This window comes from Paeniglutamicibacter sp. ORCA_105 (genome assembly GCF_045798545.1).
In the GTDB taxonomy this organism is placed as follows: domain Bacteria; phylum Actinomycetota; class Actinomycetes; order Actinomycetales; family Micrococcaceae; genus Paeniglutamicibacter; species Paeniglutamicibacter sulfureus.
Genome location: NZ_JBIXLM010000019.1, coordinates 1 through 17,308, shown reverse-complemented (window position 1 = coordinate 17,308; position 17,308 = coordinate 1). Strand labels below are relative to the sequence as shown.

The 17,308-nt window shown below is 67.8% G+C and carries 14 protein-coding genes; 12 read left to right on the top strand and 2 right to left on the bottom strand.

The window, feature by feature from the left end; all coding sequences use genetic code 11:
* Positions 1-12: 12 nt before the first annotated feature.
* Positions 13-1,239: an ROK family protein gene (locus ACIPUB_RS10975; RefSeq protein ID WP_407607406.1), complete on the bottom strand. Its 1,227-nt coding sequence runs from the start codon at positions 1,237-1,239 to the stop codon at positions 13-15.
* Between the two features lie 111 nt (positions 1,240-1,350).
* Between ACIPUB_RS10975 and ACIPUB_RS10970 the strand changes: the two genes are divergently transcribed.
* From ACIPUB_RS10970 to ACIPUB_RS10930, 9 genes are all read left to right on the top strand, one after another.
* Entirely contained in the window at positions 1,351-2,889 is a 1,539-nt protein-coding gene (locus ACIPUB_RS10970; protein WP_407607405.1) for a sugar ABC transporter ATP-binding protein, read from the top strand.
* Positions 2,886-3,914, top strand: a complete 1,029-nt coding sequence (locus ACIPUB_RS10965; RefSeq protein WP_407607404.1) for an ABC transporter permease — start codon at positions 2,886-2,888, stop codon at positions 3,912-3,914. Before ACIPUB_RS10970 ends, ACIPUB_RS10965 begins: the two co-directional genes overlap by 4 nt.
* Positions 3,915-3,960: 46 nt before the next feature.
* The gene (locus ACIPUB_RS10960) at positions 3,961-5,022 is read left to right on the top strand and encodes a substrate-binding domain-containing protein (RefSeq protein ID WP_302265711.1); all 1,062 of its coding nucleotides are present in this window, start codon (positions 3,961-3,963) and stop codon (positions 5,020-5,022) included.
* A gap of 56 nt (positions 5,023-5,078) precedes the next feature.
* Positions 5,079-6,233, top strand: a complete 1,155-nt coding sequence (locus tag ACIPUB_RS10955) for a Gfo/Idh/MocA family protein (protein ID WP_407607403.1) — start codon at positions 5,079-5,081, stop codon at positions 6,231-6,233.
* 66 nt (positions 6,234-6,299) lie between these two features.
* Positions 6,300-7,001: a DedA family protein gene (locus tag ACIPUB_RS10950; protein ID WP_407607402.1), complete on the top strand. Its 702-nt coding sequence runs from the start codon at positions 6,300-6,302 to the stop codon at positions 6,999-7,001.
* 247 nt (positions 7,002-7,248) lie between these two features.
* On the top strand, positions 7,249-7,641 hold the full coding sequence (locus ACIPUB_RS10945; RefSeq protein WP_407607401.1) for a GntR family transcriptional regulator: 393 nt from the start codon (positions 7,249-7,251) through the stop codon (positions 7,639-7,641).
* Positions 7,638-8,561 (top strand): ABC transporter ATP-binding protein, encoded by a 924-nt coding sequence (locus tag ACIPUB_RS10940; RefSeq protein ID WP_407607400.1) that lies wholly within the window; start codon positions 7,638-7,640, stop codon positions 8,559-8,561. Before ACIPUB_RS10945 ends, ACIPUB_RS10940 begins: the two co-directional genes overlap by 4 nt.
* Positions 8,558-9,253 carry a hypothetical protein gene (locus tag ACIPUB_RS10935; RefSeq protein ID WP_407607399.1) on the top strand — a complete coding sequence of 232 codons (696 nt, stop codon included), beginning with the start codon at positions 8,558-8,560 and terminating at the stop codon, positions 9,251-9,253. The genes ACIPUB_RS10940 and ACIPUB_RS10935 overlap by 4 nt, the downstream gene beginning before the upstream one ends.
* 166 nt (positions 9,254-9,419) lie before the next feature.
* Complete coding sequence (locus ACIPUB_RS10930) at positions 9,420-10,418, top strand: exonuclease domain-containing protein (protein ID WP_407607457.1); 999 nt, start codon at positions 9,420-9,422, stop codon at positions 10,416-10,418.
* A 75-nt stretch (positions 10,419-10,493) separates the two neighbouring features.
* On the opposite strand, the gene ACIPUB_RS10925 is transcribed toward ACIPUB_RS10930, so the two are convergent.
* Positions 10,494-11,435 carry an ADP-ribosylglycohydrolase family protein gene (locus ACIPUB_RS10925; RefSeq protein ID WP_407607398.1) on the bottom strand — a complete coding sequence of 314 codons (942 nt, stop codon included), beginning with the start codon at positions 11,433-11,435 and terminating at the stop codon, positions 10,494-10,496.
* A gap of 77 nt (positions 11,436-11,512) precedes the next feature.
* Here ACIPUB_RS10925 and ACIPUB_RS10920 point away from each other — a divergent pair, with 77 nt between their 5' ends.
* The 3 genes from ACIPUB_RS10920 to ACIPUB_RS10910 all read left to right on the top strand — a co-directional run bounded on the left by ACIPUB_RS10920 (position 11,513) and on the right by ACIPUB_RS10910 (position 17,192).
* On the top strand, positions 11,513-12,679 hold the full coding sequence (locus ACIPUB_RS10920; RefSeq protein ID WP_407607397.1) for an exonuclease SbcCD subunit D: 1,167 nt from the start codon (positions 11,513-11,515) through the stop codon (positions 12,677-12,679).
* Complete coding sequence (locus tag ACIPUB_RS10915; protein WP_407607396.1) at positions 12,676-15,816, top strand: AAA family ATPase; 3,141 nt, start codon at positions 12,676-12,678, stop codon at positions 15,814-15,816. The genes ACIPUB_RS10920 and ACIPUB_RS10915 overlap by 4 nt, the downstream gene beginning before the upstream one ends.
* Before the next feature lie 107 nt (positions 15,817-15,923).
* Positions 15,924-17,192, top strand: a complete 1,269-nt coding sequence (locus ACIPUB_RS10910) for an MFS transporter (RefSeq protein WP_407607395.1) — start codon at positions 15,924-15,926, stop codon at positions 17,190-17,192.
* Positions 17,193-17,308: the final 116 nt, after the last annotated feature.

The following is a 17,308-nucleotide window of genomic DNA, read 5'->3' as shown; positions in this document are numbered from 1 at the left end:
GGGGGGCGCCCGTTACCGGGACGCCGCAGCGGGCTGCGGGGCCGCCCGCTCCTGGACCAGCCCGTCGACGGCTGCCGCGGAAAGGACGTGCTGGATCACCAGCATGCTGGCGCCGCGCACCCCGGCCATTTCCCGCGAGGCCGATCCGACGATCACCAGGTGCTGGGTGGCCAGCGGGGTGGAGCGGAAATAGACCAGTTCGCGCACCCCGGCGATCACGTGTTCGCCGGCGTTGGCCAGCCGCCCGCCCAGCACGATCACCGAGGGGTTGAGCAGGTTCACGCACATCGCCAGGACCGAGCCGATGTCGCGCCCGGCCTGGCGCAGCACCTGGATCGCGGCGGTGTTGTTTGCCTCGGCCAGCTTCCCGACCTCGGAGGCGGTGGCCACCTCGATGCCGTGGGCCGCCAGGTTCCTGGCGACGGCCGGTCCGCCGGCCAGCGCCTCGAGGCAGCCGGTGTTCCCGCAGGAGCACGGCGTGTTCGCGCCTCCCGGGACCTGGACGTGGCCGAGGTCGCCCGCCGATCCCTGGGCGCCGCGCTGCAGCTCGCCTCCGCTGATGATGCCCACCCCGATGCCCGTGGCCACCTTCACGAACATCAGGTTCTCGGTGTCGGGCCAGCTGAAGGACTGCTCGCCCAGGGCCATGATGTTCACGTCGTTGTCCACCAGCACCGGCACGTCGAAGGTCCGCTGGACGGTGCCGGGGATGTCGAAGTCGTTCCATCCGGGCATGATCGGGGGCTTGGTGGGCCGTCCGGTGGAATGCTCGACGGGTCCCGGGACGCCGATGGCGATGCCCGAGAGCGTCGCGGCGTCGCGGCCGTTGCGCCCCAGCAGTTCGGTAAAGCCGTGCACCACCCAGTCGAGCACCGGCACCGGGCCGGTGGCGATGTCGACATCGGCACGCAGGTGGTCGATGACGTTTCCGGCCAGGTCGGTCAGCGCCAGGATCCCGTGGGCAGCTCCGAGGTCGGCGGCAAGCACCGTGCGGGACTCGGGGGCGAAGGCGAAGGTCGAGGGAGGGCGGCCCCCGGAGGAGAGCGCGGGCCCGACGGCACCGATGAGCCCGATGTCCTGCAGCGCATCGATGCGTGCGGCAATCGTGGAACGGGAGAGGCCGGTGTGGGTAGCCAGCTCGGAACGGGTGCGGGGACGCCCATCGCGCAGGAGCTGGAATAGCTCTCCGGCACCCGTCCCCGGGGTGGGTGGCTTGGGGGTAATCATCGAGATGGCCATGAATCAAGTGAAGCATATTGGGCAGAAGATGTAGTGGTGATCACAAGTAATGACAGTGATCGCTCGACTTTTGCTCGACAATAATCATAAGTCAGTGTAACGTCCATCACTATGAGTGACGACGAAGCCACAGGCGCCACCCCGGGCGGGGCGCATCTGCTGGAAATGCGGGGGATCGAAAAGCGGTTCCCCGGCATCATCGCCCTGCAGGATGTCTCGTTCGAGGTCTCCGCCGGCGAGGTGCACTGCCTGCTGGGCCAAAACGGCGCCGGCAAGTCCACCCTGATCAAGGTGCTGGCAGGTGCCCACCGGCCCAACGAAGGACAGATCCTGCTCGATGGCAAGGAAACCGGCTTCTCCAGCCCGGACGACGCGATCAAGGCGGGCATCGGCACCGTGTACCAGGAGCTTGACCTCGTCGAGACGCTCACCGTCGCCGAGAACATCTTCCTGGGCCACGAGAAATCCCGGGGCGGATTCAGTTCCCGCCGGGCCGAGCAGCTCGAGGCCGCGCGGCTGTTGGCCAGCCTCGGCCACTCGGAGATCTCCCCGCTTATGGAAGTCGGCGAACTCTCCGCCGCGGGCCAGCAGATCGTCTCCATGGCACGGGCGCTGTCCCGTGACGTGCGGCTGATCATCATGGACGAGCCCTCGGCCGTCCTGGACTCCGAGGAGGTGCGCAACCTCTTCGACACCGTCCGTACCCTCACGGCAGCCGGCGTCGCGGTCATCTACATCTCGCACCGGCTCGAGGAAATCCGGGTCATCGGCGACCGCATCACCGTCCTGAAGGATGGGCGGGCGGTTGCCTCGAACCTGCGGGTCTCCGAAACCCCCAACGTCGAACTCATCCGGCTCATGACCGGCCGCTCCATCACCAACGTCTTCCCGCCGGTTGCCGCCCTCGCAGCGGAGGCAACCGAGATCCTCTCGGTCAACGACCTGGTCGTGGCCCCCGGACACGACCCGATCTCCTTCTCCGTGCGGGCAGGGGAGGTGCTGGGGCTGGCGGGACTGGTCGGCTCGGGCCGCTCGGAAATCCTGGGTGCCATCTACGGCAGCACCAAGCCGGTCTCCGGAACCGTCGACATCGACGGCACGAGGCTGCGCCCCGGTTCGACGGTCTCGGCCGTGAACGCGGGCATGGGGCTGTGCCCGGAGGAGCGCAAGAGCCAGGCGCTGTTGCTCGATGACACCCTCGCCGCCAACTTCACCCTGGCAAGCATCGGGCGCTACGCCACCGCCGGGTTCACCAGCCAGAAGGCCGAGTACCGGGTGAGCATGGAGCAGATCCGGAACCTGGAGCTGCGCCCGGCCGACCCCGCCCGCGAGGCCCGCACGCTCTCTGGCGGAAACCAGCAAAAGGTCGTGCTGGGCCGCTGGCTCTCACACGGCTGCCGCGTGCTGCTGCTCGACGAGCCATCCCGCGGCGTCGACGTCGGGGCGCGCAGCGAGATCTACAACCTCATCGCCGGGTTGTCCCGGGCGGGCATCGCCATCGTCGTGGTCTCCAGCGAACTCGAGGAGGTCCTCGGGCTCTGCCACGAGGTGCTTGTCGTGTCCGAAAACCGGATCGTGCACCGGGCGCCCGCAGCCGAACTAAGCGAACACCAGATTCTTGACCTCGTGATGGAAGGGACCACACTATGAGCACCTCGGCCGCAACCGAGCTCAAGCAGGCACCGAGCCTGCCTCCCCGGCGCAGCGCCATGAAATGGCTGTTGGATGCCGGGCTGCGCCGGAACATGGGGCTGATCCTGGCCCTGGCGCTGCTCTTCGTGCTGGGCACAGTCACCGCGGGGGAGCGCTTCGCCGACTCGAACAACGTGATGACCATCGTCCGCCTGGCCGCCGTGACCGGGGTGGTCAGCATCGGGGCCACGTTCGTGATCACCATCGCCGGCATCGACCTGTCGGTCGGCGCGGTGCTTGCGCTCTCGGCCGTCTGGGCGACAACCCTCTCCGGGCAGGCATTTGCCGATTCGACCTCCTGGATCTTCATGGCGCTCACCGCCATGGGGGTCGGTGCTGCCGCGGGTCTGGTCAACGGGATCCTGATTGCCTACGGCAAGGTCGTCTCCTTCATCACCACCCTGGCCATGCTGGCCGCCGCGCGCGGGCTGGCGGAGATCATCTCCGACAAGAAGACCCAGATCATCACCGTCGATCCGTTCCTTGAGGCAGTGGGCGGGAACCTCTTGGGGCTCCCGGTGATCGTGCTGATCTTCATCCTGGTCGCCATCGGCGGCTGGGTGCTGCTGAACCGCACCACCTTCGGCCGGCGCACCTTCGCCATCGGCGGGAACCCGGAGGCCGCCCGCCTGGCGGGCATCAAGGTCGAACGCCACACCATGGCCATCTACGCGCTCGCCGGGCTCTGCGCCGGCATTGGCGCGTTCATGCTCATGGCCCGCACCACCACCGGCAGCGCCACCCACGGCACCGGGCTGGAACTGGACGTGATCGCCGCGGTGGTCATCGGCGGAACCCTGCTCACGGGCGGCCGAGGCTCGATCTTCGGCACCGTGCTCGGCGTGCTGATCTTCTCCACGCTGACCAACATCTTCACCCTGAACAACCTCTCGCTCTCGGTGCAGCTCGTCGCCAAGGGCGCCATCATCGTGATCGCCGTGCTGATCCAGCGCCAGCTGGCCGCCCGGCAATCCCGGACCTGACCCGCACCACCCACACCGCACCAAATACTGTTTCAAAGGAGAAGTAATGTCCATGCCCACCACTCGCTCCAAGAAGATGCTCGGCGCCGCTGCCCTGCTGGCCACCTCGGCGTTCATGCTCACCGCCTGCGTCTCCAACGCCCCGGCCGAATCCGCACCCACCACCGGCGCGGCCGCCGCACCCGCCGCCGCCGGCTCCAACGCCGAGGCCGGCGAGAAGGTCACCATCGGCTTCTCGGTGCCTGCCGCCGACCACGGCTTCATGGCCGCCATGACCGACCTGGCCGTGGAAACCGCCAAGGAGTACCCGGACGTCGAGCTGAAGGTCGCCGAGGGCACCAACGACGTCAGCGTCCAGATCAGCCAGGTCGAGACCATGATCAACGACAAGGTCGACGCCATCGTGCTGCTGCCCTTCGACGGTGCGGCGCTGACCCAGGTGGCGCAGAAGGCGATGGACGCCGGCATCCCGGTCATCAACGTTGACCGCGAATTCAGCACCGCCCAGTCCTCGCGTGTCACCGTGCTGGGCGACAACTACGGCGTGGGCGTATCCGCCGGCGACTTCATCTGCAACGAGCTCGACGGCAAGAAGGATGCGAAGATCGGCGAGATCCCCGGCATCGACTCCCTGCCGCTGACCCAGGACCGCAGCCGCGGCTTCAAGGACGCGCTGGAAAAGTGCGGGCTCGAGGTCTCCAACCGGGTGCCTGCGGAGTTCACCGTGGAGTCCGGCGAAAAGGCGGCCTCCAACCTGCTCCAGGCTGCCCCGCAGCTCGACGCCATCTGGAACCACGACGACGACCAGGGCGTGGGCGTGCTGGCGGCCATCAAGGCCGCAGACCGCGATGAGTTCTTCATGGTCGGCAACGGCGGCTCGGCCAACATGATGCGCGAGATCCAGTCAGGTGACTCGGTCGTGAAGGCCACCACCGTCTACCCGGCCTACCAGGCAGCCGACGGCGTGCGCGTGGCCCGACTCGTGGCACAGGACAAGGCCCTGGGCGACCTGCTGGACATCGAGATCCCGCGCCAGATCGTGCTGTACGCCGCCGTGGTGACCAAGGAGAACGTCGAGCGCTACCTGCCGACGGCCTTCGAGTCCTAAACCCCGCGCCACCACACCGATCCGCCCACCGGCAGCACCACCGCAAGGAGCAATAGATGTCCCGAACCAGCTCGGCCCTTGGCGTAGCAGTGATCGGCCACTCGTTCATGGGCAAGGCCCATTCGCAGGCCTGGCGCAATGTCAACGCCACCTTTGACACCCCGAAGGTTGCCATGCGCGTGCTCGTGGGGCGGGATGCCGGTACCGTCGAGGCGTCCGCGCGGCGCTACGGGTGGGAGGCATCGAGCACCGACTGGCGCGCGAGCATCCTGCGCGAGGACGTGGACATCGTGGACATCTGCACCCCCGGCGCGCTGCACGCGGAAATCGCCATCTTCGCCCTGGAGCACGGAAAACACGTGCTGGTGGAAAAGCCGCTGGCCAACACCGTGGCGCAGGCGCAGGCGATGGCCGAGGCGGCAGCCGCCGCGGCGGATGCCGGGGTGGTGTCGATGCTCGGGTTCAACTACCGCCGCGTGCCGGCCCTCGCGCTGGCCAGGGACCTGGTGGCAGCCGGCCGACTGGGGGAGTTGCGCCAGCTGAACATCCGCTATTACCAGGACTGGCTGGTCGACGAACGCTCGCCGATGAGCTGGCGGCTGCGGCGGGAAGAAGCGGGGTCCGGCGCCCTGGGGGATCTGGGCTCCCACGCGGTGGACCAGGTCCACTACCTGACCGGGGCGAAGGTGAGTTCCGTGTCGGCCACCAGCAAAACCTTCGTCTCCCGGCGTCCCGGTGCCGCGGGGAACGAGGAAGTCACTGTGGACGACGCGATATGGTCCACCCTGGAGCTGGACAACGGCGCGGTGGCCACCGTGGAGGCCACGCGCATGGCCACGGGCCGCAAGAACTCCTTCAGGATCGAGGCCTACGGATCGCGCGGTTCCCTGGCCTTCGACCTGGAATCGCTCAACCACCTGCAGTTGTGCGATTCCGGGGCGCCGGCCGGGGAACAAGGCTCCAAGACCATCCTGGTCACCGAGCCGGAGCACCCGTACTTGGATGGCTGGTGGCCCACCGGCCACGTGCTGGGCTGGGCGGACACCTTCACCCACGAGATCCGCGACCTGCTGCTGGCCATCGAGGGCAATACGCAGGCCTCGCCTTCCTTTGCCGAGGGACTCGAGGTCCAACGGGTGCTGGCGGCGATCGAGCACAGCGCCGCGAACAACTGCGCCAGGGTGGCGCCGGATCCGGTGCCCGTCACGTGAGGCATTGAACACATAGTGGACCCAGCCCCTGCGAATTCCGCGTGGCTTAAGAGACACTAAAAGACAATGACTACCTTGACTGCGCTACAGGCCGCGACCGCCGATCCTTCCGGCGGAAGCCTGATCACGAGATTTGCCGACTGGGCGGTGCACCTGATGGAGGTCATCGGGGCACCCGGTGCCGCGCTGGCCATCGCGCTGGAAAACCTCTTCCCGCCGCTGCCCTCCGAGGTTATCCTGCCGCTGGCCGGCTTCACCGCCAGCCGCGGCTCCTTTTCCCTCGTGGAGGCGCTGCTGTGGACCACGATCGGCTCGATCTTCGGTGCCTACGCCCTGTACTGGGTTGGCCGGGCGCTGGGGCGGACACGCACCCGCGCGATTGTCGGCTGGCTTCCGTTGGTGGACCTCGAGGATGTTGACAAGGTCGAGTCCTGGTTTGAACGCAACGGCGCCAAAGCGGTGTTCTTCGGCCGCATGATCCCGATTTTCCGCTCCCTGATTTCCATTCCCGCGGGCATCACGAAGATGAACCAGGGCAAGTTCCTGGGGCTCACCGCGGCCGGCTCGCTGATCTGGAACTCCATCTTCGTGCTCTCCGGTTACTACCTCGGGGAGAACTGGCACATCGTCGAGGCCTATGCCGACGTCTTCCAGAAGATCGTCATCGTTGTCGTGGTCCTGCTGCTGGTGTTGTGGGTGGTGCTGAAGGTCCGCAAGTCCAGGGCGAAGAAGAACGCGGCCATGCAGGACGCGGACGCCGCCAAGTAGCAGTACCGCCGTACCGAGTCTCCGGGCCCGGTCGCACGTCACGAGGGGATTTCGCGTATACGCGAAACCAGTGGCGGGCGACCGGGCTTTTTGCTGCCCGTATGCCGCGTCGGCGATGTTCCTGCGGGAATCTCCCGTTTTCCCGTTGACATCCGGTTCATGCGACCGTAGGTTAGTTACATGAGTAATGAACCGCTGAACCAATCAAGCATTCGGGTTCGTTGCGCGTCAAGAAAGGTTGGCCGTCGTGAGCGCCATTGATGATTCACGGCCGATCTTCATCCAGATTGCGGAGCTGATCGAGTCCGAGATCGTCGCCGGCACCATGGCTGAAGAGGCCCAAGTGCCCTCGACCAACGAGTTCGCCGCCTACTACCGCATCAATCCGGCCACCGCGGCCAAGGGCGTGAACCTCTTGGTTGAAAGTGGAATCCTGTACAAGAAGAGAGGCATCGGCATGTTCGTCAGCAGCGGCGCCCGCGAGAAACTGCTTCAAGTCCGGCGCAACGCCTTCCAAGCCCAATTCATCCAGCCGCTGGCGCGCGAGGCGAGGAAACTGGGCATCGACGGTGACGAGCTCAGCGCCATGATCCGCCAATCTCTCACAACGGATACATCCGAAGGGAGCGTCAACCGATGAACCAGCCATCATCGTCAGCCATCGAGGTCAGGAACCTGTCCAAGACATTTCGCGAACTCAGGGCGCTGGACGGCGTGACCTTGCGCCTGGAAGCGGACCGCATCTACGGCTTGCTTGGGCGCAACGGAGCCGGCAAGACGACCCTGATGTCGATCCTCACCGGCCAGGGGTTCCCGAGTAGCGGGGAGGTGTTGATCCACGGGCACAATCCTTACGAGAACGACCAGACCTTGGCGCGAATCTGCTTCATCCGCGAATCCCAGAAGTACCCCGACGACTTCACGCCCGCCCAGGCATTCAAGGCGGCCGCCCTGTTCTTCGCGAACTGGGACCAGGACCTGGCCGAAGGTCTCGTGGCTGACTTTGCCCTGCCGCTGAAACGGAGGATCAAGAAGCTCTCACGCGGCCAGCTCTCGGCGGTGGGCGTGATCATCGGCATGGCCTCGAGGGCGGAAATCACCGTCTTCGACGAACCGTACCTCGGCCTTGACGCCGTGGCCCGGCAGATCTTCTACGACCGGCTCGTCGAGGACTACGCGCACCATCCGCGCACCATTGTGCTCTCCTCCCACCTCATCGACGAGATCGCCAACCTGCTGGAGCACGTCGTGGTGATCGACAAGGGCAGGATCCTGCTCGACGAGGATGCCGAGTCCCTGCGTGGTTCGGCAGTCGCCGTGACGGGGAACCAGGAAGCGGTCGCCGACTTCATCGACGGCTACGAGGTGCTGCACCGCGATTCCCTCGGTTCCCTGGCGTCGGTCACCATCAAGGGGCGGCTCGGACAGACCCAGCGCGCCATGGCTGCGGAACTCGGACTCGAGCTGTCCCCGGTGCCGCTTCAGCAATTGGTCGTGCGTACAACCATGGCTGCACAGAAACACGTGAACGGCGAGGAATACCAGGAGGCCCTCAAATGAACCGCGTCATCAAGGTTGCCCGCATGCAGCTGATCAACAAGTGGACCTTCCTCGGGATCCCGCTGGTGATCCTGGTCGTTTCGACCCTTCTGACGTTCGCCATCTGGGCGCTGCTTCCCGCCAGCGCCAGGGAAGGGACTCTGTATTCCGGGTCGGGCCAGGCCGTCATGTGGTATTTCCTGGCCCTGGGCATCCAGTCGCTCACGCTCACGTTCCCGTTTTCGCAGGCCATGAGCGTCTCACGCAGGACGTTCTACCTGGGCACGCTCGGGCTCTTCGCCCTGATTGCCCTGGGATTCTCGATCCTCTACTACATCCTGGGCCTGGTGGAAACCGCCACCGGGGGGTGGGGATTCAACGGCCAGCTCTTCGCCCTGGACTGGATTGCAGGCAACAACGCCCTGGTCCAGATCCTGTTCTACTTCGTGGCCATGGTGCTGCTGTTCATGATCGGCTTCTGGTGCGCCACGGTGTACCTGCGCTGGAAGGCCACCGGCCTGCTGGCCGCTGGCATCGGCTTCGCAGTGTTGCTGCTGGGGATGCTCGCGCTCGTCGCCATCAACGATGCCTGGCCCCAGGTGGGAAACTGGTTCGCCTCGATGCAGGTGCTGGGCCTGTCGATCGTGCTGGGACTGGTGTGCGTGGTGCTGGCCGGGGGATCGTACCTGACCCTGCGCCGGGCCACGGCCTAGCCGCAACCACGAAATTGCAACAAAGCGACCCCCGGCGGGTCGGCCAGGCCACCTCCGTGGCAGGGCGGGTCCGCCGGGGGTTTTGTGCGCCTCTTCGATGTCATTCACGCCACATGCGGGAGTCTCGGTGCGCAAGCCGTGGGCGATCAACGGTATTCTTTGGTTCGTGGCCCTGGACTTTACATCGATCGACTTTGAAACCGCCAACGGATTCCGTGGCTCCGCCTGCAGCGTCGGACTCAGCCGGGTCCGCAACGGCAAGATCGTGGAGGAAGCCTCTTGGCTGATGCGCCCGCCGAAGGGGTTTGACCACTTCGATGCGCGCAACGTGATGATCCACCGCATCACCGCCGACATGGTCAAGGATGCACCGCGCTTCGGCGAACTGTTCACCCCGATGGCCAACTTCATCGGCACCGACACCCTCGTGGCGCACAACGCCGCCTTCGACCTCGGCGTGATCCGCTCCGCCCTGGAGGTCTCCGAACTTTCCGGTCCCGCATTCGACTACGCCTGCACCGTGAAGATGTCCCGGCGCACCTACGAGCTCTCCTCCTACTCGCTGCCATTCGTGGCCGAGGAAGCGGGATCGCCCATGGAAAACCACCACGATGCGCTGGCCGACGCCCGGGCCTGCGCGAACATCATGATTGACATTGCCCGCCGCCAGGAGGCGGACGACGTGGCGGCCGCCGCGCAGGTGCTGAAGGTGAAGATGGGCTTCGCGCCCGCCTACCTGCCGGGCGATGCACTGTCCAAGGCCACCCGGGACGCCCAGGGCTGGGCAGCCAGCGGCAACCCGGTGCCCGTGCAACCCGAGTGGGCCGCGTGGCCGCAGGAGGGCGATGACCGCACCGGGGATCCGCAGGCGGACCCGGCGCACCCGCTCTACGGCGAAATGGTGGTCTTCACCGGCAACCTGCGCATCTCCCGCCAGATCGCCAAGGACCGGGCCGCCGAGCGCGGCGCGAACACCGCCAGCCGCGTCACCCGCGCCACCACGGTGCTGGTGGTCGGTGACGGCTTTGTGCCCGAGGACCTGTCCACCGGACGCCTCACCGGCAAGGCCAAGCGGGTGCTGCGCCTCCAGGAGGCCGGGCAGCCGGTCGCGATCCTGGCGGAGGGCGAGTTCCTGCAGCTGATCGACGGCTTCGACGCCGCGTAAGGTCCCCGCGCACGCCGGCGGCCGCGCATTGAGCGCGGCTGAGTGGCGGCGCCCCGTTGCCAGGGCGCCGCGCAACTACTCGCCGACGGTGAGCTTGACCCAGCGATCGTGCGTGGCGTCCAGGATCGGGTCGATCTCCGAGGCCGGACGGTGGGCCACGGCGTCGGTGCCCTGCACCGCGGCCAGCAGGGCCGTGGCGTAGGCGGCGGTCTCGGCATCGGGCTCCTCGCCCAGCGCCTCGAAGAGCGCGTCGTAGGCGGCCTTCGGCTCGGTGTGCGCCAGCGCGTTCGTCACGTGGGTCACCGCGCGGAACAGTCCCGCTCCGGCCGTGACGTCCCGTTCACTGCCTTCGGGCTCTCCGTCCTCGAGCTCCTCGCCAGCGGGTTCTTCGACCGCGAATTCCTTAACCAGCGCGGCCCAACGGCCCAGGGCGTCGGTTCCGGATTCCAGGGCGGCACGTAGCACCAGGGCGGCGGCTCCTGCGGCGCGGTGCGCAGCGGGCGAGCCGTGGGTCAGCGCGGCGGCGTCGGTGGCGATCTTTGCGGTGGTGGCCTCGTCGACCCTCGGCAACAGGGCCATGAACGCTGCGCGGGTGAGCACCCCGGTGGTGTCGGCCTGGGGAAACAGGGGGCGGCCCACCGAGGCCATGTCGCGGTTGTCCAGCGCCAACAGGTTCTGGCTGTCGCCAGGGGCGAAGGACGGAGCGCCGTCGAAGGCCTCGTCGATCCAGCGCGGCTGCGGCTCCGGGGCACCCTCGGGGAAGGTGTTGTTGACCAGCTTGTACCAGCGCAGGGCCGCGAGCCACATGCAGGCGGCCTCGTCGGAGGCAACGCCCTCGTGCGCCCACTCCAGGGCTTCCATCAGCCCGTCGAGCAGGTAGAGGGAAAGGGTCTCGGTTTCACCGGGGTCGGCGCCGTCGCGGGCATGGGCGGCCCCGTCGGCCACGGCCAGCAGCACACCCAGGACTCGGTCGGAAAATTCGGCGGGAAGCGCGTACTGATCAGTTGATTCACTCACCGTGCCAGTCTAGTGGTTTTCCACCGGCGCCAGAGGCGAATACCAACCCGTGGCACCCAATCGCTAGTGTGGTTTCCATGCGTATCCTTCACACCTCCGATTGGCACCTTGGCCGCTCCTTCCACGGGGCCTCGCTGCTTGAGGCCCAACGTGAATTCGTGGACCGGCTCATCGCCACCATCGAGACCGAGAAGGTGGACGTGCTGCTGGTCTCCGGGGACGTGTACGACAGGGCGCTGCCTGGGGTGGACGCGGTGAAATTGTTCGACGATTCCCTGGTCCGGCTGCGCGCCACCGGGGTGCAGATGGTCATCACCAGCGGCAACCACGACTCGGCCCTGCGCCTGGGCTTCGGCTCCGCGCTGCTCGAACACGCCGGGCTGCACCTGCGCACCTCCCTGGCCGACATCGACCGGCCGGCGATCTTCGACGGTGAGGGCTTCGAGGTCGCAGTCTACGGCCTGCCCTACCTGGAACCGCGCATGGTCGCCGAGCCCCTGGGCGTCACCGAACCCGGACACCCTCCGGTCATCCGCGCGGCACTGGACAAGGTGCGCACGGACCTGGCCGCACGGCAGGAAGCGGCAAGCCATCCGGTGCACCCCATCGTGCTGGCGCACGTCTTTGCCGCCGGTGGCGCCTCCTCGGACTCGGAGCGCGAGCTGAGCATCGGCGGGCTGGACATCGTGCCCACCTCCCTCTTCGCAGACTTCACCTACGCGGCTCTGGGCCACTTGCACGGGCGGCAGCAACTGGCCGAACACATCCGCTATTCCGGATCCCCGATCCCGTATTCCTTCTCCGAAGCCGGGCACCGCAAGGGCGCCTGGCTGCTGGACATCGGCCCCGAGGGGCTGGGGGAGGTGCGCGGCATCGACTGGCCCGCGGCCAAGGAGCTGCGCATCCTCAAGGGCAAGATCGACGACCTGCTCACCGCCGACCAATACGCTTCGGCGCAGGATGCCTGGTGCCAGGTCACCCTGACCGACACGCACCGCCCCGCCGGCGCCATGGAACGCCTGCGCGGGCGCTTCCCCGACACCCTGGTGCTGAACTTCGAACCCGTGGACCGGCCGGTGGACGAGCACGATTCCTACGCCGACCGGCTGGCGGCAGCCGCTTCCCCCGTGGAGGTCTGCGCCGGATTCGTCGACCACGTGAGGTTGCGGCCGCTCAATGATGCAGAGAAAGACCTGGTGGCTTCCGTGCTGGTCCAGATGCGCAGCGAGAAGGTGCAGGCATGAGGGTCCATGCCCTGCAGATCGAGGCCTTCGGCCCGTTCGCCAAGCGCGCGTCCATCGACTTCGACGCGCTCTCCGAGGCGGGGATCTTCCTGCTCAACGGGGAGACCGGAGCGGGGAAGACCAGCGTGCTCGACGGGATCTGCTACGCGCTCTACGGCTCCCTGCCCGGGGTGCGCCAGGGCAGCAAGTCGCTGCGCAGCGACCACGCGGACCCCGCTGCCGTCCCGGAAGTCATCTGCGAGTTCTCCACCGGAGGCCGGCGCTTCGAGGTCACCCGCTCCCCGGCATGGGAGCGGCCCTCGACGCGAAGCAAGAACGGCTTCACCACCGCGCAGGCCCAATCCCGGCTGCGCGAGCGCATCGACGGGGCGTGGATCGAGAAATCCACCCGCAACGACGAGGTCGGACACGTCCTGGCCGAGATCCTGGGCCTGGACAAGGAACAATTCACCAAGGTCGCGATGCTGCCCCAGGGCGCCTTCGCCGCATTCCTGCGCGCCAAGGACAAGGACCGCGAGGACCTGCTGCGTTCGCTCTTCGACACCAGCGAATACGCCATGACCGAGCGGATCCTGGGCGAGCGCCTCAACGCCGCCCGCGCGGAGGCAGAGGACGCCGAACGCGCCCGTGCCAATACCCTCGAAACCCTCCTCAACGACGCAACTTCCACGCTCTACGGGGACGAAGACCCTGAGGCAGACGGTGAATCCGGCGAGGGCAGCACCGGACTGCCGCAGGAGGCCCGCGACCATCTGGATGCGGGGGAAAGCAATGAACTCGGTGAATTGCTGCGCCGGCGCGTGGCGCAGCTGCGTACCGGGCTCGAGCTGGCCCGAACGGGTGCCGATGCCGAACTCGCCACCGCGCAGAAAACCCGGACGGCCTTGGAAGACCGGGCCACCAGGCACCGGCAGCTGGCGGAACTGGGGACCCTGCGCACCGCCCACGAAGCCCGCGCCGAGCACATCGCCGACCTCGGGGCGTTGTTGGAAGCCGATGCCCGCGCCGTCGGACTGCTGCCCTACCACCAACAACTTTCCGACGCCCGGGCCAAGGCGGACGCGGCGCACCACCGGCTCGCCGCCGCGGCTTCCGCGGTGGACACCGGCGAGGCCCATGAGTCCCTGATGGCCCAGGACGCGGGAATCGACGCCCTGCTGGAGCTCTCGCGCGCCACCGATCCCGATCCGCAGGTGCTGGCGGTGCTCGGCGGCCATGCGGCCGAGGCAGCAAAGGCCTCCCGTGCCGCCGCCGCCCTCATCGAGGCGGCGCTGCCGGAGGAAGCCGAACTCGAAGAGGTCCGGCGCGGCATCCTGACGGTGAAGGCCGACATCGACACCGGTACCGCCAAACAGTCAGGGCGCGCCGGGCGCATCGGGGAAATCGGGGAAGAACTTCCGGAACTGCGCACCCGGCACGGGGAACTCGCGGCCCTGGCCGAATCCGCTGGCACGCTTGAGGCCGCGGTCCGGAGCGCCACCGAACGCCGCGACGCAGTGCTCGCCCGAACCCGGGCGGAAAAGGCGCAGGCAACCGCACACACCACCTGGAACGCTTCCCGCACGCAAACACTGGAAGCCCGCGAGCGTGTCGCTCAGCTGGTCGCACTGCGCCTGGAACAGTCGGCCGCGGCACTGGCCCAGGAGCTCATCGACGGGGAAGCGTGCCTGGTCTGCGGGTCCACCGCCCATCCGGCACCCGCCTCCCTGCCAGAGGGGGAGTTCGTTTCCGCCCAAGACATCGAGGCGGCCCAGGGCTTGCTGGCCCAGGCCGAGAAGGCCGAGGACAAGCACAAGACCGCGCTCGAGAAGGCCAACCAGGTCCTGGACCTTTCGCGCGGCAGGATTGGCGAGCTGGGCGCGGAAGATGCAGCGGCCGAACTCGCAGCGGCAACCGAGGCGCATGCCAAGGCAACGGCCTCCGGCGCCGAGGCCGCCGCCGCGCAGCGGACGCTGCAGCAAGCCGAAACCGAGCTGGAAACCCTGAAGGAAGCCCAAGCGAAGACCGCCACGGAGTTGGAGGTCGCCGCAGCGCGGCAGCAAGCCGAGGAAGCCAGGGCACTGAAACTGGAGGCGCGCCTGGCCAAGCTGGGCAGGGACGGCCAGAGCCTGGCAGAACGCCACGTGGTCCTGGGCTCGGCCGCCACCGCGCTGGAAACCTTGTCCGCCGCGCTCCAGGCGAGTATGAACGCGGCCGCCAACCTGGAGGCCTCCACCGGGCAGTGGGCGGAAAAACTTGGAGGCATCGGCGTCGCGGACACTGCCGCCTGGAAGGAACTGCTGCTGGACGATGCCCGGCGCGCGGCCGAACAGCAAACCGTGCGTTCGCACAACGACGAGGCCGTGCGCATCAAGACGCTCGCCGAGGCTCCGGGCATCGAGCTTGCCCGCACCGAGGCAGCCAACGGCATCGAGACGCCCGGCGAGCACGAACATGCCGCCGCGCACCAGGCCGTGGCCGACTCCGCCGCGGCCCGCGACCGGTTGCTGGCCCGCGACGCCGTGCTCACCAGCTACGCCGCGCGGCTGGAGGCGGCGCTCGGGAAGCTCGCCACTCTTGCGACGGAGGCCGGTCCGGTGCTCGAGCGCTACGCCACGCTGAAGTCCATCGCCGAGCTGGCCCGCGGTGCGGGGGAGAACCGGCTGAAGATGACGCTGAGCACCTACGTGCTCGCCGCCCGGCTGGAATCCGTCGCCCTTGCGGCCACGGCGCGCCTGCTGGTGATGACGGGCCAGCGTTACTCGCTGGTCCACGACGACACCCCGAGGGGGAACAACAAGTCGGGCCTGGGCCTGCAGATCCTGGATTCCTGGACCGGGGTCAAGCGCGACACCCAGACCCTCTCGGGCGGGGAGTCCTTCATGGCCTCGCTCTCGCTCGCACTCGGCCTGGCGGATGTGATCCAGCAGCAAAGCGGAGGCATCGACATCGAGACCCTCTTCGTAGACGAGGGCTTCGGCTCGCTGGACGGCGAAACCCTGGAACAGGTCATGGACGCACTCGAGATGTTGCGCAGCGGCGGGCGGGTCATTGGGGTGGTTTCGCACGTGGCCGAGATGAAGCAGCGCATTGCCACCCGGTTGAACGTCCACAAGGGACGCAACGGCTCGACCGTCTCGCTGCAGATCGGGGTGTGAGCACCGCCCTTGCGGTGCTCGGATAGACTGATCGAGGTTTGCAAAGGGTTCTGTGTAGCGGGAGGCAGGGACGCTACACGCATGTAAGTGGAGTACCCGGCATCGCCATGACCAACACTGTTCCCAACAAGTCCACTGCCCCTTCGCCATATGCGGCCCTTCCGCCACTCGTCGGCTGGGCCTTTTTCCCGCTGGGCTTCTTTGCCCGCCTGCCCCTGGCCATGTTGACCATCGGCTCGATGACCCTGCTGATCGATTCGACCGGCTCCTATGCCGCCGGCGGCATGGCCGCCGCCATGGTCGGTCTCGGCTCGGCAGTGGGCGGCCCCACCGTCGGCTATCTCTCCGACCGCCTGGGCCAGCGCCGCGTGCTGCTGCCCGTAGCCGTGCTCCAGACAATCCTCATCACCGCACTGATGTGGTTCGGCGGTGCCGGAGATCTGGCGCCGTTGGGCGTCATCGTGCTCCTGGCGGTCCTCGCCGGGGCCACCGGCCCGCAGATCGGCCCGCTGGCCCGCGTGCGCTGGATGGCGCTGACCCGGAAGCGTGACACCGGTGGACGCGAACTCTCGGCAGCGCTGAGCTACGAGTCGATGGTCGACGAGCTGGGCTTCGTGCTCGGCCCGGCAGCCGTGGGACTCTTCGCTGCACTGGTCGCCCCCTGGCTCCCGCTGGCCATCGCCGCGGTGCTCACCCTGGTGCTGGTGCCGCTCTTTGCGGTGCACCGCACCGAAAAGGCCGTCGTGCCGGCGGTGAAGAACGCCGTGAAAGTCAGGCTCACCGCGCACCAGGTGACCGGAATCTCGTTCGCGGTCATCGGGATGATCGGTATGGGCACCTTCTTCGGTTCCAGCGCCGCCGGCACCCTGGCGTTCGCCGGGGCGTTGGGCAACGCGAACATCGGCGGACTGCTGTACGCGGCGGTCGGGTTCACCTCCGCCATTGCCGCGCTTTCGGTGGCGTTCTGGCCCAGCGGGTGGCCGCAGGCCAGCCGCTGGCTTGCGGCGTCGATCTTCATGGTCCCGGCAGCCCTGGCGCTGCAACTGCCCGGGGAACTGGGCCCGATGATCGCCGCACTGCTGGTGGTGGGCATCCCGGTTGGCCCGGTCCTGGTCACCATCTTCACCCTCGGTGGGGAAATCGCGCCGCGGGCACGCCTCTCCACGGTCATGACCCTGCTGTCCTCCGGCATCGTGGTGGGCACCGCGATCGGCAACTCCCTGGCCGGACTGCTGGCCGATTCGCACGGCTATGCAGGCGCCTATGCAGTGGCTGCCGGCGCGGCCGGACTGCTCCTGTTCGCCGGCGTCGCCATGGCGATCCTGCGCGCGGCCCAACGCCGGTCGATGATGCGCGGCACCGGCCCGCGTTCCTAGGACCGGAGCGGAAAACGAAAAAGAGGGCGGTGGGGGGGGGGGGGGGGGGGGGGGGGGCCCCCCCCCCCCCCGGGGGGGGGGGGGGGGGGGGGGGGGGGGGGGGGGGGCGGGGGGGG

Bases quoted from the DNA above. Each gene is read 5' to 3' on its own strand.
- ACIPUB_RS10975 (WP_407607406.1), bottom strand. From the start codon at position 1,239: ATGGCCATCTCGATGATTACCCCCAAGCCACCCACCCCGGGGACGGGT.
- ACIPUB_RS10910 (WP_407607395.1), top strand. From the start codon at position 15,924: ATGACCAACACTGTTCCCAACAAGTCCACTGCCCCTTCGCCATATGCG.
- ACIPUB_RS10950 (WP_407607402.1), top strand. From the start codon at position 6,300: ATGACTACCTTGACTGCGCTACAGGCCGCGACCGCCGATCCTTCCGGC.
- ACIPUB_RS10915 (WP_407607396.1), top strand. From the start codon at position 12,676: ATGAGGGTCCATGCCCTGCAGATCGAGGCCTTCGGCCCGTTCGCCAAG.
- ACIPUB_RS10940 (WP_407607400.1), top strand. From the start codon at position 7,638: ATGAACCAGCCATCATCGTCAGCCATCGAGGTCAGGAACCTGTCCAAG.
- ACIPUB_RS10970 (WP_407607405.1), top strand. From the start codon at position 1,351: ATGAGTGACGACGAAGCCACAGGCGCCACCCCGGGCGGGGCGCATCTG.
- ACIPUB_RS10960 (WP_302265711.1), top strand. From the start codon at position 3,961: ATGTCCATGCCCACCACTCGCTCCAAGAAGATGCTCGGCGCCGCTGCC.
- ACIPUB_RS10965 (WP_407607404.1), top strand. From the start codon at position 2,886: ATGAGCACCTCGGCCGCAACCGAGCTCAAGCAGGCACCGAGCCTGCCT.
- ACIPUB_RS10955 (WP_407607403.1), top strand. From the start codon at position 5,079: ATGTCCCGAACCAGCTCGGCCCTTGGCGTAGCAGTGATCGGCCACTCG.
- ACIPUB_RS10920 (WP_407607397.1), top strand. From the start codon at position 11,513: ATGCGTATCCTTCACACCTCCGATTGGCACCTTGGCCGCTCCTTCCAC.
- ACIPUB_RS10935 (WP_407607399.1), top strand. From the start codon at position 8,558: ATGAACCGCGTCATCAAGGTTGCCCGCATGCAGCTGATCAACAAGTGG.